The organism is Bradyrhizobium sp. F1.4.3 (assembly GCF_040548375.1).
In the GTDB taxonomy this organism is placed as follows: Bacteria; Pseudomonadota; Alphaproteobacteria; order Rhizobiales; family Xanthobacteraceae; genus Bradyrhizobium.
The window spans coordinates 1-19672 of the sequence record NZ_JBEPRN010000007.1 but is presented as its reverse complement, the minus strand read 5'-3'; the positions used below and the strand labels follow the sequence as shown (position 1 = coordinate 19672).

The following is a 19672-nucleotide window of genomic DNA, read 5'->3' as shown; positions in this document are numbered from 1 at the left end:
CTCCGGCAATAGAATGCAAATTCCGCGCCGAAGGTAACCTTACTCGGCGCATCCGCTGCGCTTGGTCCTCCTATCACCGTTTAGCCACAGTTGACGATTTTCCAGTTCCCCCCGGCTGCATTCCGCCGCAGGAGATGTCATAAATCATCGGTCCCGACGATCTGACGGGTCCAAGAAGAAGTTGCGCTGAACGCTCTATTTTTTCTTTTGAAGTCAACGAGGGCGTCAGCTTTGTCGTTTCCACCCATGTCATCGGCGGTTCCGGTCGAAGCGCTCATTGGCTGGATGTTGCTGCTCACCTTCAAGCACATCATCGCCGATTTCGTTCTGCAGACCGCTTGGATGGCGCAAGGCAAGGACCAGAAGCACGGCTGGGCTTTGCCGCTTCTTGTGCATTGCCTGATTCACCTTGCGGTTGCGCTGCCGCTGATCCTCATCGTCGCGCCGAGATTCTGGTTCGTGGCGCTGATCGATTTCGCGATCCACATCACGATCGACCGGGCCAAGGGGCTGGTCTCGGCCAATTTCGGCGTCAACCAGGAGCATCCCTGGTTCTGGACCCTGATCGGCGTCGACCAGGCGCTGCATCATCTCACTGGCTTCGGCCTTTCCATCTTCATGGCCGCCAACTGACGGGTCGGCAGCTCTGGGAGGCTGCTCGACCTTATGGTTCTCGCGGCGATGCGAAGCACCGTCCGCTAACGCGCCGAAGGCGGCGCTCCTCACCATGAGGGTCAACGATCGCGCCACTTGCTGTGACCCTCATCCCGAGGGCCCGACATGGCGGGCGTCTCGAAGGATGGCCGCAATGGCGGTCCCAGCGGCCCCTGATTCGCGTCATAGGCGCAAGGACCCCGGGTGACTACCGCCCAGGGTGGTTAACCTTTCATTAGCGAATTGCGCTGCATCTTCCCACACGAGGGAGAACTGCAATGTTTTCAAGCCGTGACGCCTTTGAAAGCGATTTCTGCCCGGTCCGCGAGGAACTCCTTGGCGAAATGTATCGCGCCAATGAGAGTGGCCTGCCGAGGCTGGTTGAAACTGTTTCCCCAAACGTCCGCGCCATGCTGGCGCTGTTCTGCTATCGCCGCAGCCATCTGCATTCGTTGGCGGTCGCGATCGCAGCCAGCTGTAACGAGCGCGACCTGATCGAAAACGGCGGCCGTGTCGGCTCGACGCTCTACGCGCTGTCGCGCGAAGGCTCGGCCAAAGCGTCGCCATCACTGTCGGGCGGCCGCAAGCCGATCACGCTGTCGACCAAGCCGCTTTCGGTGCTTGCACCGATCGATGACGAACTCGACGACGAGATCAGCGAAGCCGTTCCGGCCTAAGCTACCTCGATCACAGGCAGCCCGAACTTTCGCCGCGCCATCGCGCATTCGGCGTCGCCGGGCATGCAGGTGCGGCACACCTCCGGCCGCACCGCATAGATGCCGCAGGCGGTCTCCTTCCCGATCTCTCCCTGCAACGCCGAACAGCGATCGCCCTCGCAGCGCATGCCGGATTGCCGTTCGTTGACGAGAGCTTCCGGGATCAACGCAAGCTCCTCGTCGCTCTCGATCGAGAAGCGCGGCCAGTTCGCCGAATAGCCGCAGCAGGCGCCGCAACTCTGGCAGCAGCTCGACAGGTCGATCGCGGACGTCTCATTCATCGTCGTCACGTGTCCTTCGGCGGGCCCCAGACCAGGCTCTGCCGCCATTTGGCGCGCAGCACGTCGCGCCGCTCCGGGTATCGTTCGTCGAGATAGGTCGCGTCCACCACGCGGTCGGTGCGGAAGCTGCGGAAGTCGCTGCGCAGCTCGCACCAGGCCGCGAGCAGGCGGACCGCTTCGAGATAGCCAACCGAAATCGGCCAGATCATGCGCTCGCTGGGGCGGCCCTGCTCGTCGCGATAGCGCAGCATGATCTTCTTGCCCTCGTGGATCTGGGTGCGCGTGCGCGCCATGTCCAGGCGGTCCGGCTCCCGGTTCCAGCTCGGCCGCGCGCGGCTTGCCGGCTCCAGAACGAAGGGGCGCAGGCGCTCCGGCACAGTGTCGGCGATCTTGGCCATCAAGTCTTCGGCCGCGCGTGCCAGCGTGGAATCGGCATGGCCGGCGACCCACTGCGCGCCCAGCACCGCCGCCTCGATCTCGTCGGGTGTCAGCATCAGGGGCGGCAGGTCAAAACCTTTTTCCAGGATGTAGCCCATGCCGGCTTCGCCGCGGATCGGCACGCGCTGGCCCATCAGCGTCGCGATGTCGCGATAGATGGTGCGCTTCGAGGTCTCCAGCTCGGCCGCGATCGCATCCGCCGTCAACGGCTTACGCGTGCGTCTCAGCACCTGGATGATCTGAAACAGCCGGTCGGCGCGTCTCATGACAATTCTCTCATCGATGATCGATTCAAAAAGCGGCGCGCGGATGCTGACAGGATGTTGTCAGCAGGGGAGTTCTATACCGGGACAACACATCGACTGAAGAGGATTTGTCCATGATCATTCCAACCCATTTCGGCCCGGCCGGTCCGCTGTGGCAGGCCCAGGCTTTTAACGTCCAGGCGTGGCAGGCCTGGGCGTTCAGCCGTCTCGTGTCCCTCGATCTCATGGCCGTCGACCTCCGCCTGGTACTCGTGAGTGTGGTGACGCGCTCGCTGATGCAGGCCGCGGACGCGCTGGTCCGCCATGTCATGAGCCGCGCCTGGCGAGGGGCCCGTTTCGCAGAAGATATCACGACTGCTGCCACCATGGTGGCAGCAGCCGGCAGTTAGGTTCCGTCAACTCTTTCGGTGGTTCAGGAGAGCTCACATGATCACGCTTTACGGCTTTGGCACGGGCTTTGGCCTGCCGGAAATCAGCCCCTTCGTCACCAAGACGGAGGTGCAGCTCAGGATGGCGGGGCTGCCCTACCGGAAGGAGCGTGCGATGCCGCCGGCTTCGCCAAAGGGGCAGCTGCCGTTCATCGACGATAGCGGCGAGGCGGTGGCCGATTCCACCTTCATCCGCGCCCATATCGAGCGCCGCTACGGCTTCGATTTCGACGCCGGCCTCAGTTTGCAGGAGCGTGCGCAGGCCTGGGCGTTCGAGCGCATGATCGAGCATCACGTCTATTGGTCGCTGGTCGGCGCGCGCTGGGTCGACGCCGTCAACTTCGCCAAGGGGCCTGCGCATTTCTTCGATGGCGCGCCGGAGCACAATCGCGAGAAGCTGCGCGAGTACGCGCAATTCCGTGTCGCCGAGAACTATCTGCTGTCCGGCCTCGGCCGTCACGCGCCCGATGACGACGTCGATCTCGCGGTGCGCTCGCTGTTCGCGCTGTCGGTGCAGCTTGGCGACAAGTCCTATTTGATGGGTAACAAGCCCAGCGGTGTCGATGCGACCGCGTTCGGCGCGCTCGCCGGAATTCTGACGCCGTTCTTCGAATCCCGCCTGCGCGAGCGCGCCGAGGGATTTCCGAACCTCACCGCCTATGTCGACCGGATGATGGACACATACTATCCGGAGTTCGCCTGGACGCCGCTGCGGCAGGCGGCCTAGCGTTCGGCGCGTCCACGGGCTCGGTGCACCTCTCCCGCTTGCGGGAGAGGTCGACGCGCTCGCAGAGCGCGGCGGGTGAGGGCTCTCTCCGCTGGGGGACTTCCTCTGAAGGCCCGGACAATCCCAACGAGGCGGCACCCTCACCCCAGCCCTCTCCCGCAAGCGGGAGAGGGGGCGCAGCAACACCGCAGACGCAGTTCGTTATCAATTTGGAAAAGAGAAGAGCCGGCCCATTGGGCCGGCTCTCGCCGCCTCAAACTGTCGCCGCGCTTACTTCGCGAGCGTGTACTTGCCGTCCTTCACCGTGAGCAGGATGCGCGAGCGGTCGTCGAGGCCATAGCGGTCCTTTTCGGTGAAGTTGTAGACGCCCTGGCTCGCGGCGATTTCCCGCTCCGAGAGCAGCGCCTGACGGATTGCCTCGCGGAATTCCGGCGTGCCGGGCTTGGCCGTCTTCAGGGCCACCGGAATGACGCGCTTCAGGATCTCGAAGGCATCGTAGGAGTGGCCGGCGAACTGGCTGCGGCTGTTCGGGCCGTATTTGCCCTCATAAGCCGTGTTCAGCGCCATGCCCGGCTTCTTGGTGAGGGCACTGTCGGGCTGGTCCTCGGGATCCATCACCGGGCCGGAGGCCATCAGCACGCCTTCCGCAGCCTTGCCGGCGATGCGGATGAAATCCATGCTGGCCGCGCCGTGGGTCTGGTAGATCAGGCCCTGATAGCCGCGCTCGCGCAGCTCGGTCTGCGGCAGCGCGGCCGCGGTGCCGGAGGCGCCGACCAGGATCGCATCAGGATTGGCGGCGACGAGCTTCAGCACCTGTCCGGTCACCGACGTGTCGGGACGCGCGAAACGCTCCTCGTCAGCAATGGTCAGGCCCATCGGCACGCCCTGGGCCTTGAGATCGTTGAACCAGAGGTCGCCGTAGGAGTCGGAATAGCCGATATAGCCGACCGTCTTCACGTTGTGGGCCTTCATGTGCTCGTAGAGCACCTTGCCCATGATCGGTATCGGCTGCGGCATCGCCACCGACCATTTGGCCCGTTCCGGCGTGATCGGGAACGGGGAGAGGCCGAAATGCGGAATGCCGGCTTCGTTGGCGACGTTGGAGACCGCAATCGTCGGCGGTGTTATCGCCGAACCCATGATGACGTCGGCCTTGGATTCCGTCACGAAGCGGCGGGCGTTGGTGGTCGCAGTGGTCGGGTCGCCGCCGTCATCGAGCACGATCACCTTCAGCGGCACGCCGCCGATTTCCTTCGGCACGAATTCCAGCGCGTTGCGCTCGGGAATGCCCAGCGCAGCGCCCGGGCCGGTCGTGGTGGTGGTGATGCCGATGGTGATTTCGTTGGTCTGGGCCAGCGCGGGCAGGGCCGGCAAGGCAAGCGAAGCCGCCGCAATCGCGGCGGTCAGGTAAAGCCGTTTCATTCATTCCTCCCTTTGGGTGTTTCTTTGAAAGCAGATATCGGGGGGTAATTCAGCCCCCTCTTTTGGTGATGCGGCGATTTAGCTCCAGAATCTAATTCCCCACCAATTTCGCCACCATTTCGGGCGGGAAGGGTGCCGATTTCAGCTTGTCCGGATTGGCCGGGTCGCGGCCGACCAGGACGCGGGTTTCGAACGCCTCGATGGCGAGATCTTCGCCCTTGTAGACATTGTGCTTCACCTCGAAGCTCGAGCGCTTGATGCTCTCGATCCTGGTTTCGATGGTGATCCAGTCGCCATGGGTCGAGGGGATGTAGAATTTCGCCCGTGTGTCGACCATGGGGATGCCGACCAGGCCGTATTTGTGGACCAGGTCCTGCTTCGAGAAGCCGGCTGTCTCGAACAGGACCGAGGTCGAATCGTCGAACATGCCGAAATAGCGCGGGTAGTAGACGATGTTGGCGGGGTCGCAATCGCCCCACTGAATCTGGACGTCGCGCCGGTTCACGAACATGCGTTATGTATCCATTAGCGCTGTGCCACACCTCTCCCGGAGGGAGAGGTCGAATTGCGAAAGCAATTCGGGTGAGGGATTAAGGTCCCTCGATAGAGCCGAGCGCCTCATCCGGCGCTCCGCGCCGACCTCTCCCCAAGGGAGAGGTAAGGTCGAAATCGCGGCCGCAGATCGAGTCATTCGGCTCACTTCGGCGCCATGCGCAGCGAGCCGTCGAGCCGGACCACTTCGCCGTTCAGATAGGAATTCTCGACCATGTGCAGCGCAAGTGCCGCGAACTCGTCGGCGTGACCGAGCCGGCGCGGGAAGGGAATCGCGGCGGCGAGAGAATCCTGGGCTTCCTGCGGCAGGTTGGCCAGCAGCGGGGTGAGGAACAGGCCGGGCGCAATCGTCAGCACGCGAACACCGAACTGCGCCAGCTCGCGCGCGATCGGCAGCGTCATGCCGACGATGCCGCCCTTCGAGGCCGAATAGGCCGACTGGCCGATCTGGCCGTCATAGGCGGCAACGGAGGCCGTGTTGATGATGACGCCGCGTTCGCCGGTCGCCTGCGGCTCGAGCTTGGACATCTCGGTCGCGGCGAGGCGCAGCATGTTGAAGGTGCCGATCAGATTGACCTTGATCACCTTGTCGAAATCGGCAAGCGCCATCGGCCCGTCGCGACCGACGACGCGCTTGGCAACGCCGATGCCGGCGCAATTGACCAGCACGCGGGCCGGGCCATGGGCCTTGGTCGCCTGCGCGATCGCGGCTTCAGCGGAGGCGGCATCGGAGACGTCGCAGGTCACCGCCACGCCCTTGATCTCGGCGGCAACGGTCTCGGCGAGCTTGGCATTGAGATCGCAAACCGCAACCTTGGCGCCCTGCGCCGCGAGCTTTCGCGCGGTCGCGGCGCCCAGTCCCGATGCACCGCCCGTGACAATCGCGGCCTGATCCTTCAACAACATGGCGTTCTCCTTATGATTTCTTACCCGACCGATATCACACGGTCCGATGGATTGGCAGCGTAGAGCTCCTCGATCAATGCTGTGCGATGCTCCAGCACCGCGCGCTGGTTGATCGAGCCCTTGTCGGTGACCTCGCCCTTGTCGATCGAGAGCGGCGTGTCCATGAGGATCGCGCGCGTGATCCGCGTCGAGGATCCCGTGGCCGAGGCCAGGAAGTGCGTCAGTCGCTCGCGGAAAGCCTCGCGAACCAGCCGGTCGCGGGCGGTGACGGCGAGATTGTCGGCCGGCAGTGTCGGATTGATCAGGCGGCAGCCGTCGAGATCGAGCAAGACCAGCGCGGAGACCTCGTCGCGATTGATGCCGGCGATCACGACGTCGCGCACCAGCGGTGCACACGCCGCGACGAAGCGCGCGCGTAAGGGGCCGACGCTGACCCAGGTGCCGCTCGCGAGCTTGAAATCCTCACCGATGCGACCGTCGAAATCGAAGCCGGCATCGAGATCGTTGGGGTCGGCCGGCTTGAGTGCATCGCCAAGCTTGTAAAAGCCTTCCTCGTCGAAAGATTTTGCGGTGATCTCGGGCTGGCGCCAGTAACCGGGCATCACGTTCGGTCCCTTGCAGCGCACTTCCAACTTGCCGTTGTTCGGCACCAGCTTGGCGTCATTGCCGGAGACCGGCAGGCCGACATGGCCGGACCGGCTGGTGCGCGGATTGACCGACATGAAGAACGGCGCGGTCTCGGTAGCGCCGAGGCCGGTCAGCATCGGCACGCGATAGCCCTTCTCCTTCACCGCGAGTTCGTCGAGGCTGTTCCATACGAAAGGCGAGAGTGCTGCGCCGGAGAAGAACATCGCGTGCAGCCGGTCGAAGAATTTTGCGCGCAGGCCCTGGTCGTCGCGCAGATAAGGTAGCAGCGACTCGTAGCCCTTGGGGACGTTGAAATAGACGGTCGGCGAAATCTCCTGGAGATTGCGCACGGTCTCCTCGATGCCGCCGGGCATCGGCTTGCCGGCGTCGAGATACATCGAGCCGCCATTGTAGAGCGTCAGCCCGATATTGTGGTTGCCGCCAAAGGTGTGATTCCAGGGCAGCCAGTCGATGATGACCGGCGGCTCATCCTTGAGGAAGGCGAGCGTCTCGCGCAGCATCACCTGGTTGGCGCAGATCATGCGCTGCGTGTTGACAACGGCCTTGGGGTTTCCGGTCGAGCCCGAGGTCAGCAGGAACTTTGCGATTGTATCGGGGCCGATTTTGCCGTGCACCTCATCGAGATCGCCGCGGACCGGCGTCGCCATCAGGTCGGCGAGCCGCATGACGTCGCGACCCGGCACGCTGCCGTAGGATGCGGCGATCTCGGTGCCGAGCGAGACGTTGGCAGCAAGCGCGTCCGCGAACTTGTCGGCGTCCTCGGCGAAGACCAGGCCGGGCGTCAGCAATTTCATCAAGTAAGAGAGCTTGCCGTAGTCCTTCGACACCAGCGAATAGGCCGGCGACACAGGGCAGAACGGGATGCCGGCATGGAATGCACCGAAGGCCAGCAGCGCATGGTCGATCGAATTGCCGGAGAGGATGACGACCGGCCGCTCGGCCGAGAGGCCACGCTGAATCAGCGCGGAAGCAATGTGCCGGCTCGCGGTGAGCAGCTCGGCATAGGTGATCTTGCGCCAGCCGCGGCCGCCTTCGCGTTCCGCCATGAAGACGCGGTCCGGCGTCGTCTTCGCCCAGTGATGCAGGCGGTCGGTGATGCGGACGGGATAGTCGCCGAGCGGCTGCTTCGGCCTGAGGTAAATCGTGCCGTCGTCGCGCCGATCGATGTTGATGGCGGGATCGCCGAACGAGATCGGCCGCAGCGGAAAATTGCTCACGCCGCGCTCTGTGCTGGAAGAGGACGGCTGTGCGCTCATGATTTCGGCTTCACCTTGGCGGTCTTGTGCTCGAGGAATTCGCGGATCCTGCGCTTTGCTTCCTTGTCGCTCTGCGCGACCGTCGCCATCAGCGATTCCATCAGCAGGCCGGTCTGCGGATTGGCCTCCGCGATCATCGGCAGCGCCTGGAGCACGGCAAAATTCGTCAGCGGCGCGTTGGAGGCGATCTTGGTCGCGAGCTCCAGCGCCTTGGCGAGGCCGTTGCCGGCGTCCGTCACATATTGCGCAAAGCCGTAAGATGCACCTTCGGTCGCGGAATAGACCCGCCCCGTCAGCATCATGTCCATCATCCGCGCCACGCCGATCAACCGCGGCAGCCGCACAGAGCCGCCGCCGCCGACGAAGATGCCGCGCTGTCCCTCGGGCAGGGCGAAATAGGTCGAGGGTTCGGCGACGCGGATATGCGCGGCGCAGGCCAGCTCCAGCCCGCCGCCGATCACGGCGCCCTTGAGCGCTGCGATCACCGGCACGCGGCTATACTGGATGCGGTCGAACACCCGGTGCCACATCTGCGAATGCAGCAGGCCTCCGGTCGCGTCATGATCCTGGAGTTCGGAGAGGTCGAGGCCGGAGGAGAAATGGTCGCCGATGCCATGGATGACGACGGCGCCAATGTCCTCGGGCAGGGACGCAAAGCATTCGCCGATCTCCAGGATGATGCCGTCGTTGAGCGCATTGCGCTTGGCCGGCCGGTTCAGACCCACGGTCAGAACCCGGTCCTCCCGCTCAATCTTGAGCAGCCCTGCTGCACCCGCGTCAGCGGTCTCGGCGTTTCCCTGTGTCATTTGCGTCCTTGTCAGAATAGTTATGTTGTATAACGAATTCGGGAGGAGTCAATAAGCGGTCGCGGCGCGTAAGGGCTTCCTCCGGCCCAGGAGACATCAGGCAATTTGGACGCGGTATCGAGCAAAACGCGCGGAAGGGTCTCAGGCGGCGTCGGTAATCAGCTTCTTCGCAGCCTGAGCAAGCAGGCCCGATCGCGTGTATCCGTGGGCCTCGGCATATTTGTCGATTTGCTCCAGGACATCGCCGGGCAAGGTGACGTTGACGCGGACGATCTTTGGCTGCTCGTCCTTCACCGATACCAGAATCGCGACGCCCGAGCGGTTCTCGGGATCCGACATGATCTCTTCGAGCGACGAAGGCTCTGGAATTTCTTCTCCGTCTTCCGCCATGCCTTCGAGGTGAAATGCGAGCGCTTCCTCAGCCATGTCCCGCGCCTCGTCGAGCGTGGTTCCCGCGGTCACGACGCCCGGAAGATCGGGAAACGACACGCCGAAATCGCTGTCGGCATCCTTATGGATCAAACCGATGTAATGATGCATGGCGCTCACGTCAGCTTCAGGCCGGATTGCCTTTCAATACTTCTCAATGTCCCGAGCGGGACGTCCCGCTTCGGATGAGGGACGGTCACGCGGCCCTGTTTCGTCGGGTGCTTGAACTGAACGTGGCTGCCTTTTTGAGCCACTTGGACCCAGCCATCCCTTTGAAGGGCCGAGACAATCTCTCGACTATTCATGGTGTGTATTTATACACACTGGGCGCGCATTTGTCAATGAGGGGCTCACACCACCTGATGCACGTCGATCACCACGCAGTCGGCATGCCGCGCGGCTGAGCCGACGAAAATATGCTCCATCAGCCATCGATATTTTTCGTGACCCGTCTCGAACCGCGGCGCGGTGCGGAAGTAGATCAGTTTCGGATCGACCGGCTCGCCGCGTTTGAGCTTTTGCAGCAGCTCGACCGGGCCGAAGCGCATGCCTTTGTTTTCGACATAGACGGTGGCGCCGTCGTCGGTCTCGAAAGCGTATCTGGCTTCGAGATCGATCAGCTCGTTGGGACGGATGGTCTGGAAGTCCGCGCCGAACGGCAGCACCTTGCCGCTGATTGCGCCGTTCACCTCGCCGCCAACGATCGGAATGATGCGGCGGACGCCGATGCCAGTCTCGCCGGCGCTGATGACGTCGCCGATCTTCGCGGTGATGGTGAAGACGTACTTTGTCTCAAGAGCCGGTGTGCTCATCGCTTCACCTTTCAATGCGCCATCATCCGCGTCGGGAGCCAGGTCGCCAGCAGTGGGAAGGCGATCAGGATCACCAGCCGCACCAGGTCGGTTGCCACGAACGGGATCACGCCCTTGAAGATGGTGGAGAAGGAGACGTCCTTCACCACGCTCTTGATGACGAAGACGTTCATGCCGACCGGCGGATGGATCAGGCCGAGCTCGACCGTCATCACGATGATGACGCCGAACCAGATCGGATCGAATCCGAGATGCGTGATGACCGGGAAGATGATCGGCACGGTGAGGATGATCATCGCCATGGCGTCCATCAGGCAGCCGAGCACGAGATACATCACCATGATCAGCGCTAGCACGCCGTAGCTGCCCAGGCCGAGGCCGGTGAGGAATTCCGTCACCTTCTGTGGCGTCTGCGTCACCGTGAGGAAGTAGCCGAAGATCAGCGCGCCGATCAGCACGGTGAAAACGGCCGCCGCGGTGCGCGTTGCCTGGAGCAGCGACGCAAAAATCTTCTCGCGGTCGAGCCGGCCCGTCACCACGCCGATGATGAAGGCGCCGGTGGCGCCGACGCCGCCGGCCTCGGTCGGGGTGAAGCGAGGCAGGAAGGGCAGGCCGTAGAGGCCACCGATGACGAAGACGAACAGCAGCACCGGCGCCCAGATGTCCTTCAAGCCCGCGAAGCGCTCGCGCCACGGCAGCACCTTGCCCTTGGGCAGGAAGTCGGGGCGGAAATAGCCAATCAGGAAGATCGTGATCATGTACATGGTCATCGCCAGCAGGCCCGGGATGATGCCGGCGATGAAGAGCTTTCCGATGTCCTGCTCGGTGATGATGCCGTAGACCGCAAGTACGGTGGAGGGCGGCAGCATTGCACCCAGCGTGCCGCCGGCCGCGATCACGCCGGTGGCAAAGGATTGCGGATAGCCGAAGCGGCGCATCTCGGGGTAGGCGACGGCGGAGAAGGTCGCTGCGGTCGCGACGGAAGAGCCGCAGATCGCGGCGAAGCCGCCGCAGGCGCCGATGGTGGCGATGCCGAGCCCGCCGCGCAAATGCCCGACAAAGCCGTTGGCGGCGCGGAACAGCTCGCGGCTCATCCCGGAATTGCTGACGAAGGAGCCCATCAGCAGGAACATCGGGATGACGCCAAAGGTGTAGTCGGTGACCGTGCGCATCGAGGTCTGGCCGACCAGTTTCAGCGCAGGCGTCGCGCCGACGAGATAGGTGAAACCGGAGACGCCGACGAGGCCCATGGCCATGCCGACGGGCACGCGCAGCAGCATCAGGGCGAACAGGGAAACGAAGCCGAGAACGGCGACGGCATCGGTGCTCATGATTACTCCGTCGCCTTCAGCTTGGGGTCGTGCATCTCTTCGGGATGGAAGATCAGCCGGTAAGTGCGGATCGCGATCAGCAGCACTGCGGAAACATCGCCGATCCAGGCGATCGCGAAAAACGGCCAGGTCGGCATGTGCATGTCGAAGGTCTGGACGTTGTCGTTGTAGGTGCCACGCACCTTGTCGAAGAGCGTCCAGGTCTGCACGGTGACGACGAACAGCAGCACGAGCGTCGCGAACACGTCGATCCAGCGCTGATAGCGCGGCCCGACATTGGCCCAGACCAAGTCTACCGTGATGTGGGTGCCGCGATAGGATGTCGCGGCGATGCCCCAGAAGATCAGGATGCCGAGCAGCATGCGGCCGATGTCGAAAGAGTCGGGGATCGCATAGTTCAGCGTGTTGCGTAGCAGCACGGACAGGAAGATGTCGAGTGCGACGATGCCGACGAAGCCGGCCGCGATCCATTCGATCGCATCGATAAAGCGATCCATCCAGGCGCGCTTCATGGGAGTTTCCTGCGTGATATCATTGATCGATCCTGGTCCCCGCCGCGCACTTCGCCTGTCCCTGCGTGAGGGGAGAGGCCGGAATGCGCGCGCAAGCGCGGATTCCGGGTGAGGGGGACTCTCCTCGAGCCCACCTGTCACCATCTTTGTGGAAGCGGCCCCTCACCCCAACCCTCACAGCGCGAGCGAAGCTCGTCGCGCCCTCGTAAGAACGGGGCGAGGGGGAAGAGGAGCCCGCCGCGGCGGCATCGCGTCACTCCGCCAGCGCGTTGTACTTCTTCAGCGATGCCTTCAGATCCGCGAGCGCGGCATCCGGATCGGCGCCGGCCTTCTTGGCGCCGTCGGCCCAGGTCTTGACCAGCGGCTCGGCGGCCTTCTTCCAGGCGGCGGTCTGGTCCGGTGTCAGCTTGTAGACCTCGTGGCCTTCTTCCGCCTTCACCTTGTCGACGCCGGCGTCCTCGAACTTGCCCCAGTGCTCGCCGACCACGCCCGCCATTTCGGTCGAGCAGTTCTTGTCGATCGCGGCCTTCTGCTTGTCGGACATCGCATTGTACTTGTCCTTATTCATGACGAACACGAAGGTCGTGGTGTAGAGCGGCGCCTCCATGTGGTATTTGGTCACCTTGTCGATGCCGAACAGCACCAGCGAGCCCCAGGGGAAGGTGACGGCGTCGGCGACGCCGCGCTCGATGATGTCGCGCACTTCAGGTGCGGACGACTGCACGTTGGTGCCGCCGAGCGAGGTGACGAAATTCGCCATGGTGGCGTGAGCGGGACGGATCTTCAGCCCCTTCACGTCCTCCGGCATCACGATCTTCTTGGTGCGGGAGTGGAAGGAGGAGGGCGAGTGGACGAAGGCGAGACAGTATTTGACGTCCTTCATCTCCTTCTCGGCATATTTGCGATACCATGCGTCCAGCCCCATCGAGCCTCCCTTGGCGTCCGAGATCAGAAACGGCAATTCGCCGGCACCGATGATCGGGAAGCGGCCGGGCTGATAGCCGGGATTGACATAGGTGACGTCCGCGATGCCGTCGCGCGCCATGTCGTAATGGTCGAACGCCTTGCCGAGCTGCTGGGACGGAAACACCTTGCCCTTGATGGTGCCGCCGGAATCCTTCTCCACCGCGGCCGCCCAGTCTTCCAGCGACTTTTGCAGCGGATGCGAGGCCGGCACCCAGTGCGAGATCTTCAAATCGAAGGTCTTGTCCTGCGCGAACGCAGGGCTCACGCTTGCTGCCAGCAGCAAAGCCAGACAGGCTTTTCTCATCACGCGTCTCTCCCTCTTTTCAACGGCGGGCTTCGATGGCCCGGTCTCGTTATTTAACATGTTATCTAATTGGCCGGCGGGTTCAAGCCGGAACTGGCGCGTCATCTACGTCAGCCATGTTGCATGGATTTGTCGCGCGGCGACCAGCACTCCCCTTTTGCCCAACCGTTATATGATATAATTATCCTGCACGGACCAACGCGACAAGCGAGCCGCGACGCACCCTACAGGATCGGGAGGAGCAAGTATTGCGGACAAAAGTCGCAATCATCGGGGCCGGGCCGGCTGGATTGTTGCTTGGGCAACTGCTGCACAGATACGGCATCGACAACCTCATTCTGGAGCGGCAGAGCCCGGATTACGTGCTCGGGCGCATCCGCGCCGGCCTCCTGGAGGAAGGAACCGTCGCGCTGCTCGACCAGGTCGGCGCCGGTGCGCGGGCGCACGCCGAAGGCCTGCTGCATGAGGGCATCGAGCTCGCTTTTTCCGGCCGCCGTCACCGTATCGACATGAAGGCTGCGACCGGCAAGACGGTCATGATCTACGGCCAGACCGAGGTCACGCTCGACCTGATGAATGCGCGCGCCGCCGCCGGCCTCACCACGGTTTACGAAGCCAATGACGTGCAGCTGCATGATTTCGATAGTGGTCACCCGCGCGTAACCTGGGTCAAGGACGGCGTCACCCACGAGATCGATTGCGACTTCATCGCCGGCTGCGACGGCTTTCACGGCGTCAGCCGCGCCAGCGTCCCGTCCTCGGCGATCGAGGAGTTCGAGCGGGTCTATCCGTTCGGCTGGCTTGGCATCTTGTCCGAGACGCCGCCGGTCAGCCACGAACTGATCTATTCCAACCACGCCCGCGGCTTTGCGCTCTGCACCATGCGCTCGATGAAGCGCAGCCGGCATTATGTGCAGTGCTCGCTCGACGACCATGTCGACCAATGGCCGGATGACCGCTTCTGGGACGAGCTGAAGCGCAGGCTCGACCAGGAGGCGGCCGACGGCCTCATCACCGGGCCTTCGATAGAGAAGAGTATCGCACCGCTCCGCAGCTTCGTCGCCGAGCCGATGCGCTTTGGCAAGATGTTCCTGTGCGGCGATGCCGCCCACATCGTGCCGCCGACCGGTGCCAAGGGGCTGAACCTGGCTGCCAGCGATGCGCATTATCTCGCAAGCGCGTTCCGCGAATTCTACGATGAGAAATCCAGCGCCGGGATCGATGCCTATTCCGCCAAGGCGCTCGCACGCGTCTGGAAGGCCGTGCGCTTCTCCTGGTGGATGACCTCGATGCTGCACAAATTCCCCGATACCGGCACCATCGGCGCCCGTATCCAGCTCGCCGAGCTCGACTACGTCACGCAGTCGCAGGCCGCGATGACGTCGCTGTCGGAGAATTACGTGGGGCTGCCGTTTTGACAACAGCTGTCATGCCCCGCGAAGGCGGGGCACCCAGTACGCCGTATCACGTCACCGTCTCTGGAATACTGGATCGCCCGCCCCACTGCGCAATTGCGCACAAGGCGGGCGATGACAGTTATTGTGACGTGCCGCAGTTCATTTCAAACACCCCGCGCAAATTCCGTTTAAAACTTTGTAGGCGGTGAAACTGTCATCGACATCGCGTTCAATGGCGGCAATCCGGCCAGCGACGCGAGATGCACATGACCAGCCCCGACATTCCTGACGGCTTCGAGCCGCACTTCCGCAAGAGCCCTTTCACCGATCCCTGGGAGCCGCTCTATTCCAAGCGCACCGAGAAAGCCGTGGTCGTCGGACTGCGTCTTGGAAAGCCGCACACCAATGCGCGCGGGTTGATCCATGGCGGGCTCATCGCAGCGCTCGCGGACAACGCCATGGGTTATAGTTGCGCGCAGGCGACAGGGTGGACGACGACCTTCGTGACGATCTCGCTGGCGGTCGATTTCGTCGGCACCGCCGAGATCGGCCAATGGCTCGCGGTCGAGAGCGACGTGATCAAGGCCGGCAGCACGATCTGCTTCGCGCAGAGCCTGATCAAGGCGGACGACACCGTGATTGCGCGGGCGAGCGGGACCTTTCGGGTGGTGCCGAAGAAGAGGTGACGTCTCCGTGCCCCGGACGCAGCGCAGCGCTTCTTCGGCGGTGCGCTGCAGAGCCGGGGCCTACCCACACGAACGGAGCCCAGCCGCCTTCTGGGTCCCGGCTCTGCGCCGCTCCGCGGCGCGTCCGGGACACGAGACCTCACCCAAACCTCCAATCCGTCGTCTCCACCACGAGATCGATGAACGCCCGCACCTTGGCCGAGAGCAGGCGCGAGGTCGGGTAGACGATATGGATCGGCAGCGCCGGCTGCTCATATTTCGCCAGCACGATTCTGAGCCGCCCGCGCTTCAACCCCTGGGCGGCCTGATAGGCCAGCACGCGCGTCACGCCGCCACCGGCTTCAGCATATTGCAGCGCTGCGTCGGCGCTGTTGCTGATGAAGCGGGGAGAGGGCGCGATCTCGATATCGCGGCCGTCGCGCACGAAGCGCCATTCGGTCGCGGGGCCAAACTGGATGGTCTGGTGCTCCAGCAGTGCCTCCGGCGTCTTCGGCTCGCCATGGCGCTTGAGATAGCCGGGCGTCGCCACCACGATCCGCCGCATCTCGCCGACCTGGCGTGCGACCAGCGAGGAGTCGGCGAGATGGCCGATACGCACTGCGGCGTCGACAGCGTCTTCCACGAGATTGACGAGATGGTCCGACAGCCGCAATTCTCCGGCGACCTCAGGATAACGCTTGAGATAGGCGGTCATGACGGGACCGACATGCAGCCGGCCGAAGCCGACCGGCGCCGACACCACCAGCCGCCCGCTCGGCCGGTTGCGCTCCTCGCGTGCGGAGCCGTCGGCCTCCTCGACATCGGCGAGGATGCGCCGGGCGCGCTCCAGATAGCGCGTACCGACGTCGGTCAACGCCACCTGCCGCGTGGTCCGTTGCAGCAGCCGCGCGCCGAGATGCTCCTCCAGCGCCGCGATCAGCCGCGTCACCGCCGAGGGCGACAGCCGCAGCTTGCGCGCCGCCGGCGCAAAGCCGCGCAAATCGGCGACGGTGACGAAGACGTTCATGGCGTCGAGGCGGTCCATGGCATTATTGCATATATCGCAATGATGAAGTGTCAAGCTGGATGATTGTTTTAGTAGCTGGGAGGTCCATCTTGACGACTGAAAGACGCAGATGTGCGCAGGAATTCCAGGAGATGTTCCGATGACCGTAGCAGCCCGGACCTATGCCAGCGACGTGGCCTTCACGCCCGCGGTGAAGGAGATCCAGACCCGCAAGGGCTCGCGAGAGGCCTATGCCCGTGCCGAGCAGCACGGCTGGCGTACCGAGGTCGACGAGAAACTGGCCGGGTTCCTCGCTGATGCCAACAGCTTCTATTTCGCGACCGCCTCGGCCGACGGCCAGCCCTACATCCAGCACCGCGGCGGCCCGAATGGGTTTCTGAAGGTGTTGGACAAGCAGACGCTCGCCTTCGCCGACTACGCCGGCAACCAGCAATTCCTCACCCAGGGCAACCTCTCGGAAAACTCCAAGGCCTATATCTTCCTCATGGACTACGCCCATCGCCGCCGGGTGAAAATCTGGGGCGAGGCGAGCGTGGTTGAGGACGACGATGCGCTGACGCAGTCCTTGATGCCGAGGGGCTACCGCGCGCGGCCCGAGCAGGTGATCGTGTTCAAGATCGCCGCCTGGGATACCAACTGCCCGCAGCACATTCCGCAGAAGTTCGACGCCGCGGATGTCGCGGCGGCGCTAGCGTCAAGGGACCAGCGGATTGCGGAGCTGGAGGCGGAGCTTGCGGCGCTGAAGGGGCAGGCGACGGGAGAAGCAAGCTAATCGTCCACATCGTCCTGCGTACGGCCGAACAGGTGCACGATGCCGGGCGTTGCGATCGTCACGAATACGAAGCGCGAGAGGTGATGGGCGCCGACGAAGATCGGGTCGATGTGCAGCGTCAGCGCCAGCGCCAGCATGGCGTCCATTGCGCCTGGCGCAAAGGCGACCACGACGTCGGAGAATTTCACCTGCGTCGTGAGCGCCACAATGCCGACGAAGATGGCGGAAACAGCGATGGCCACCCCGAACGAGCCCAGCGCCGCGTTGATGTGGCCGGCCAGCGTCTTGAATCGCATCCGGGCAAAGCGGCTGCCGATCAGCGCGCCGATCCCGACCAGCGCCACGCCACGCACCCAGCCCGGCAGGCCGCCCTCGACCCAGCCCGCGCCGTGCAGCACGCTGGAGGCGATCATCGCGCCGAACATCCAGCTCGCCGGAAATTTGATCAGCCGCAACAAAAGCGATGCCGCCAGCGAGGCGGCAACCAGCTCGACCAGGTCGAGCGGCGAGGCGATCGCCGTCGTCAGCGACGGCGCGACGGACGGCGCCACCCCCGCGATTGCCAGCACCATCGGCAGCGCCGCCGTCAGGATGATCACGCGCATGGTTTGCACCACCGCGATGCCCGGCAGGTCGGCGCCGCGCTCGACCGCCAGGATCGTGATCTGGGACAGCGCGCCGGGGCTGCCGGCGAGGAATGCCGAGGTACGATCCCAGCCATGGACGCGCTGGAGGTAATAGCTCGAGCCGAAGGTCGAGCAGAACGTCGCCAGCGCCAATAGCCCGATGGTCAGCGGATAGGCACTGACCTGCTGGATCAGATGGCGCGAGACGACGGAGCCCAGCGAAATGCCGAGCAACACCAGCACGGTCTGGGTCAGGAGCGGCGGCACCGAGAGCTGGCGTCCGGCGATCGCCGCTGCACCGACCGCGATCATCGAGCCCGAAATCAGCCCACCTGGAAGGCCGGCAGCCAGAAACGCCAGGCCGCCGGCCGCGCCGATGACCAGCGTCTCAACCGTGCTCAAGACCCTGGCGCGGCTCGGCCATTCGAACGGAAGGGAGGCGGTGATTTGCTTCACACCACCTTATCGCAAATCGGCGAGGGGCGCACAATTGCGGCTATGTCATGCCGCAATGCGTGCGCCTCCTGCCGATGCGCCGGGGAGGATTGTGACGGATTTACTTCTTGTCGGCGGCGGCCGGTGCGGCCATGCCAGCCTTGGCGGTCTTGATGCAGTCCGAGCGGAATTTCTTGCGCTCCTTGCCGTGCAGACCCTTGGCGTCGGCCTGCTTGGAGCACTCGAGCGATTCGGCCGAATGCTCCTTCGGCGCCTTCTTGTCGGTGGTGGCAGCTGCGTCCGTCTTGGCGGCCGGCGCGGCGGTCTGTGCGAAGGCGGTGCCGGTCGCGAGCAGGGAGGCGAGGGCGACGACGGCGAGGCGCGAAGCGAGGGTCATGGCGTTTGCACTCTTCTTGCGTTGGTGAAGGGCGGTGAACGTCGGCCCGCGATGCTGAACGCGACATGAATAATCTGAATGGCGCGATCACTAAATTTTGGCCGCGAACGCCATCGCTTCCTTGTCGGAAGTCTCCGGCACGCTAGGATAGCAATCCTCGTTTTGCTTCCCTGAGGGAGACCAAGGATGACCATTCAAGCGAAATTATTGTGTGCGGTTGCGGTGTCGGGCTTTGCGGCGTTGCTAGCGGCTGCACCGGCGCAGGCGCTGACCTCCCAGGAGTGCAGCGCGAAATATCAGGCCGCCAAGAAGGACGGCTCGCTCGGCACCATGAAGTGGAATGACTTCCGCAAGGCCCAGTGCGGCGCCGACGCAACGCCTGCCGCTGCACCGACCGCGGCTGCCCCGGCTGCGCCCGCGGCTCCTGCCGAGCCGAAGACGGCCGCGAAGAAGGAGGCCGCTCCCGCGGCCGCCCCGGCATCGACGATGCCGACAATGCCGATGGGCAACGCCGTCTTCCCGAGCGCGGTCGATGCGAAATATGCCAAGGAGAGCGCCGGCAAGGCGCGCCTGCACACTTGCGTCGACCAGTACAATGCCAACAAGACCACCAACGGCAATGGCGGCATGAAGTGGATCGAGAAGGGCGGCGGCTATTACAGCGAATGCAACAAGAAGCTGAAGGGCGCGGCCTGAGGCTTCAAGACGACGCAGAGGCCGGAGCCAAGCTCCGGCCTCTTGCTTAGGTTATTGTTTGAGCATGATCTTTCCGGAAAACCGCTGCGCACTTTTCCGGATCATGCTCTAGGGTCTGTTGAGATTCAGGATTCACAGATTGGAACATCCGTGATTCAAGCTCCGAAAGGAGCTTTGGATGCACCGATTCGTTTTGACGGACG

24 protein-coding genes are annotated in these 19672 nt (G+C 63.7%); 8 read left to right on the top strand and 16 right to left on the bottom strand.

Features of this window, described 5'->3' with window-relative positions:
• Nucleotides 1–285: 285 nt before the first annotated feature.
• Nucleotides 286–633, top strand: a complete 348-nt coding sequence (locus ABIB73_RS19900; protein WP_045005783.1) for a DUF3307 domain-containing protein — start codon at nucleotides 286–288, stop codon at nucleotides 631–633.
• A 299-nt stretch (nucleotides 634–932) separates the two neighbouring features.
• Nucleotides 933–1331: a hypothetical protein gene (locus ABIB73_RS19895; protein WP_354226521.1), complete on the top strand. Its 399-nt coding sequence runs from the start codon at nucleotides 933–935 to the stop codon at nucleotides 1329–1331.
• Here ABIB73_RS19895 and ABIB73_RS19890 read toward each other — a convergent pair.
• Entirely contained in the window at nucleotides 1328–1651 is a 324-nt protein-coding gene (locus tag ABIB73_RS19890) for a YkgJ family cysteine cluster protein (protein WP_354226519.1), read from the bottom strand. The genes ABIB73_RS19895 and ABIB73_RS19890 overlap by 4 nt on opposite strands.
• Before the next feature lie 5 nt (nucleotides 1652–1656).
• On the bottom strand, nucleotides 1657–2355 hold the full coding sequence (locus ABIB73_RS19885) for a helix-turn-helix transcriptional regulator (protein ID WP_027530661.1): 699 nt from the start codon (nucleotides 2353–2355) through the stop codon (nucleotides 1657–1659).
• A 113-nt stretch (nucleotides 2356–2468) separates the two neighbouring features.
• On the opposite strand from ABIB73_RS19885, the gene ABIB73_RS19880 reads away from it, so the two are divergent.
• A complete protein-coding gene (locus ABIB73_RS19880; RefSeq protein WP_354226517.1) occupies nucleotides 2469–2744 on the top strand; it encodes a hypothetical protein in 276 nt (91 codons plus the stop codon).
• Between the two features lie 37 nt (nucleotides 2745–2781).
• Nucleotides 2782–3510, top strand: a complete 729-nt coding sequence (locus ABIB73_RS19875) for a glutathione S-transferase family protein (protein WP_354226515.1) — start codon at nucleotides 2782–2784, stop codon at nucleotides 3508–3510.
• A 270-nt stretch (nucleotides 3511–3780) separates the two neighbouring features.
• On the opposite strand, the gene ABIB73_RS19870 is transcribed toward ABIB73_RS19875, so the two are convergent.
• The 11 genes from ABIB73_RS19870 to ABIB73_RS19820 form a co-directional block, all read right to left on the bottom strand.
• The gene (locus tag ABIB73_RS19870) at nucleotides 3781–4932 is read right to left on the bottom strand and encodes an ABC transporter substrate-binding protein (protein WP_354226513.1); all 1152 of its coding nucleotides are present in this window, start codon (nucleotides 4930–4932) and stop codon (nucleotides 3781–3783) included.
• 91 nt (nucleotides 4933–5023) lie between these two features.
• On the bottom strand, nucleotides 5024–5443 hold the full coding sequence (locus tag ABIB73_RS19865) for an acyl-CoA thioesterase (protein ID WP_354226511.1): 420 nt from the start codon (nucleotides 5441–5443) through the stop codon (nucleotides 5024–5026).
• A gap of 185 nt (nucleotides 5444–5628) precedes the next feature.
• Nucleotides 5629–6390, bottom strand: a complete 762-nt coding sequence (locus ABIB73_RS19860) for an SDR family NAD(P)-dependent oxidoreductase (RefSeq protein WP_092230819.1) — start codon at nucleotides 6388–6390, stop codon at nucleotides 5629–5631.
• A gap of 20 nt (nucleotides 6391–6410) precedes the next feature.
• Nucleotides 6411–8294: a feruloyl-CoA synthase gene (locus tag ABIB73_RS19855; RefSeq protein ID WP_354226509.1), complete on the bottom strand. Its 1884-nt coding sequence runs from the start codon at nucleotides 8292–8294 to the stop codon at nucleotides 6411–6413.
• The gene (locus tag ABIB73_RS19850) at nucleotides 8291–9100 is read right to left on the bottom strand and encodes a crotonase/enoyl-CoA hydratase family protein (protein ID WP_354226507.1); all 810 of its coding nucleotides are present in this window, start codon (nucleotides 9098–9100) and stop codon (nucleotides 8291–8293) included. The genes ABIB73_RS19855 and ABIB73_RS19850 overlap by 4 nt, the downstream gene beginning before the upstream one ends.
• Nucleotides 9101–9241: 141 nt before the next feature.
• On the bottom strand, nucleotides 9242–9640 hold the full coding sequence (locus tag ABIB73_RS19845) for a type II toxin-antitoxin system HicB family antitoxin (protein ID WP_354226505.1): 399 nt from the start codon (nucleotides 9638–9640) through the stop codon (nucleotides 9242–9244).
• Between the two features lie 5 nt (nucleotides 9641–9645).
• Nucleotides 9646–9834, bottom strand: coding sequence for a type II toxin-antitoxin system HicA family toxin (locus ABIB73_RS19840; RefSeq protein ID WP_354226503.1), 189 nt, complete (start codon nucleotides 9832–9834; stop codon nucleotides 9646–9648).
• A gap of 45 nt (nucleotides 9835–9879) precedes the next feature.
• Nucleotides 9880–10341, bottom strand: a complete 462-nt coding sequence (locus tag ABIB73_RS19835) for a DUF3237 domain-containing protein (protein WP_354226501.1) — start codon at nucleotides 10339–10341, stop codon at nucleotides 9880–9882.
• An 11-nt stretch (nucleotides 10342–10352) separates the two neighbouring features.
• Nucleotides 10353–11672: a TRAP transporter large permease gene (locus ABIB73_RS19830; protein ID WP_354226499.1), complete on the bottom strand. Its 1320-nt coding sequence runs from the start codon at nucleotides 11670–11672 to the stop codon at nucleotides 10353–10355.
• A gap of 2 nt (nucleotides 11673–11674) precedes the next feature.
• Nucleotides 11675–12184, bottom strand: coding sequence for a TRAP transporter small permease (locus ABIB73_RS19825; protein ID WP_354226497.1), 510 nt, complete (start codon nucleotides 12182–12184; stop codon nucleotides 11675–11677).
• Nucleotides 12185–12437: 253 nt separating this feature from the next.
• The gene (locus ABIB73_RS19820) at nucleotides 12438–13454 is read right to left on the bottom strand and encodes a TRAP transporter substrate-binding protein (RefSeq protein ID WP_354226495.1); all 1017 of its coding nucleotides are present in this window, start codon (nucleotides 13452–13454) and stop codon (nucleotides 12438–12440) included.
• Nucleotides 13455–13702: 248 nt separating this feature from the next.
• Between ABIB73_RS19820 and pobA the strand changes: the two genes are divergently transcribed.
• Nucleotides 13703–14872, top strand: coding sequence for a 4-hydroxybenzoate 3-monooxygenase (pobA, locus tag ABIB73_RS19815; RefSeq protein WP_354226493.1), 1170 nt, complete (start codon nucleotides 13703–13705; stop codon nucleotides 14870–14872).
• A 245-nt stretch (nucleotides 14873–15117) separates the two neighbouring features.
• Entirely contained in the window at nucleotides 15118–15537 is a 420-nt protein-coding gene (locus ABIB73_RS19810) for a PaaI family thioesterase (protein WP_354226491.1), read from the top strand.
• 139 nt (nucleotides 15538–15676) lie between these two features.
• Here ABIB73_RS19810 and ABIB73_RS19805 read toward each other — a convergent pair whose 3' ends face one another.
• Nucleotides 15677–16561: a LysR family transcriptional regulator gene (locus tag ABIB73_RS19805; protein WP_354226489.1), complete on the bottom strand. Its 885-nt coding sequence runs from the start codon at nucleotides 16559–16561 to the stop codon at nucleotides 15677–15679.
• Nucleotides 16562–16682: 121 nt separating this feature from the next.
• Between ABIB73_RS19805 and ABIB73_RS19800 the strand changes: the two genes are divergently transcribed.
• Nucleotides 16683–17315, top strand: coding sequence for a pyridoxamine 5'-phosphate oxidase family protein (locus ABIB73_RS19800; RefSeq protein ID WP_354226487.1), 633 nt, complete (start codon nucleotides 16683–16685; stop codon nucleotides 17313–17315).
• Here the strand turns inward: ABIB73_RS19800 and ABIB73_RS19795 are convergent.
• On the bottom strand, nucleotides 17312–18397 hold the full coding sequence (locus ABIB73_RS19795) for an AbrB family transcriptional regulator (RefSeq protein WP_354226485.1): 1086 nt from the start codon (nucleotides 18395–18397) through the stop codon (nucleotides 17312–17314). The two genes, ABIB73_RS19800 and ABIB73_RS19795, sit on opposite strands and share 4 nt — an antisense overlap.
• A 100-nt stretch (nucleotides 18398–18497) precedes the next feature.
• A complete protein-coding gene (locus ABIB73_RS19790) occupies nucleotides 18498–18773 on the bottom strand; it encodes a PsiF family protein (protein WP_354226483.1) in 276 nt (91 codons plus the stop codon).
• Nucleotides 18774–18959: 186 nt separating this feature from the next.
• Here ABIB73_RS19790 and ABIB73_RS19785 point away from each other — a divergent pair, with 186 nt between their 5' ends.
• Nucleotides 18960–19469 carry a hypothetical protein gene (locus ABIB73_RS19785; protein WP_354226481.1) on the top strand — a complete coding sequence of 170 codons (510 nt, stop codon included), beginning with the start codon at nucleotides 18960–18962 and terminating at the stop codon, nucleotides 19467–19469.
• Nucleotides 19470–19672 lie beyond the last annotated feature (203 nt).

Excerpts from the sequence above, each read along its gene's own strand:
- ABIB73_RS19895 (WP_354226521.1), top strand. The coding sequence starts at position 933 with ATGTTTTCAAGCCGTGACGCCTTTGAAAGCGATTTCTGCCCGGTCCGC.
- ABIB73_RS19900 (WP_045005783.1), top strand. The coding sequence starts at position 286 with ATGTTGCTGCTCACCTTCAAGCACATCATCGCCGATTTCGTTCTGCAG.
- ABIB73_RS19865 (WP_354226511.1), bottom strand. The coding sequence starts at position 5,443 with ATGTTCGTGAACCGGCGCGACGTCCAGATTCAGTGGGGCGATTGCGAC.
- ABIB73_RS19850 (WP_354226507.1), bottom strand. The coding sequence starts at position 9,100 with ATGACACAGGGAAACGCCGAGACCGCTGACGCGGGTGCAGCAGGGCTG.
- ABIB73_RS19875 (WP_354226515.1), top strand. The coding sequence starts at position 2,782 with ATGATCACGCTTTACGGCTTTGGCACGGGCTTTGGCCTGCCGGAAATC.
- ABIB73_RS19800 (WP_354226487.1), top strand. The coding sequence starts at position 16,683 with ATGACCGTAGCAGCCCGGACCTATGCCAGCGACGTGGCCTTCACGCCC.
- ABIB73_RS19785 (WP_354226481.1), top strand. The coding sequence starts at position 18,960 with ATGACCATTCAAGCGAAATTATTGTGTGCGGTTGCGGTGTCGGGCTTT.
- ABIB73_RS19880 (WP_354226517.1), top strand. The coding sequence starts at position 2,469 with ATGATCATTCCAACCCATTTCGGCCCGGCCGGTCCGCTGTGGCAGGCC.
- ABIB73_RS19810 (WP_354226491.1), top strand. The coding sequence starts at position 15,118 with ATGACCAGCCCCGACATTCCTGACGGCTTCGAGCCGCACTTCCGCAAG.
- ABIB73_RS19840 (WP_354226503.1), bottom strand. The coding sequence starts at position 9,834 with ATGAATAGTCGAGAGATTGTCTCGGCCCTTCAAAGGGATGGCTGGGTC.
- ABIB73_RS19860 (WP_092230819.1), bottom strand. The coding sequence starts at position 6,390 with ATGTTGTTGAAGGATCAGGCCGCGATTGTCACGGGCGGTGCATCGGGA.
- ABIB73_RS19790 (WP_354226483.1), bottom strand. The coding sequence starts at position 18,773 with ATGACCCTCGCTTCGCGCCTCGCCGTCGTCGCCCTCGCCTCCCTGCTC.
- ABIB73_RS19885 (WP_027530661.1), bottom strand. The coding sequence starts at position 2,355 with ATGAGACGCGCCGACCGGCTGTTTCAGATCATCCAGGTGCTGAGACGC.
- ABIB73_RS19890 (WP_354226519.1), bottom strand. The coding sequence starts at position 1,651 with ATGAATGAGACGTCCGCGATCGACCTGTCGAGCTGCTGCCAGAGTTGC.
- ABIB73_RS19870 (WP_354226513.1), bottom strand. The coding sequence starts at position 4,932 with ATGAAACGGCTTTACCTGACCGCCGCGATTGCGGCGGCTTCGCTTGCC.
- ABIB73_RS19805 (WP_354226489.1), bottom strand. The coding sequence starts at position 16,561 with ATGGACCGCCTCGACGCCATGAACGTCTTCGTCACCGTCGCCGATTTG.
- ABIB73_RS19855 (WP_354226509.1), bottom strand. The coding sequence starts at position 8,294 with ATGAGCGCACAGCCGTCCTCTTCCAGCACAGAGCGCGGCGTGAGCAAT.
- ABIB73_RS19845 (WP_354226505.1), bottom strand. The coding sequence starts at position 9,640 with ATGCATCATTACATCGGTTTGATCCATAAGGATGCCGACAGCGATTTC.
- ABIB73_RS19820 (WP_354226495.1), bottom strand. The coding sequence starts at position 13,454 with ATGAGAAAAGCCTGTCTGGCTTTGCTGCTGGCAGCAAGCGTGAGCCCT.
- ABIB73_RS19835 (WP_354226501.1), bottom strand. The coding sequence starts at position 10,341 with ATGAGCACACCGGCTCTTGAGACAAAGTACGTCTTCACCATCACCGCG.
- ABIB73_RS19830 (WP_354226499.1), bottom strand. The coding sequence starts at position 11,672 with ATGAGCACCGATGCCGTCGCCGTTCTCGGCTTCGTTTCCCTGTTCGCC.
- ABIB73_RS19825 (WP_354226497.1), bottom strand. The coding sequence starts at position 12,184 with ATGAAGCGCGCCTGGATGGATCGCTTTATCGATGCGATCGAATGGATC.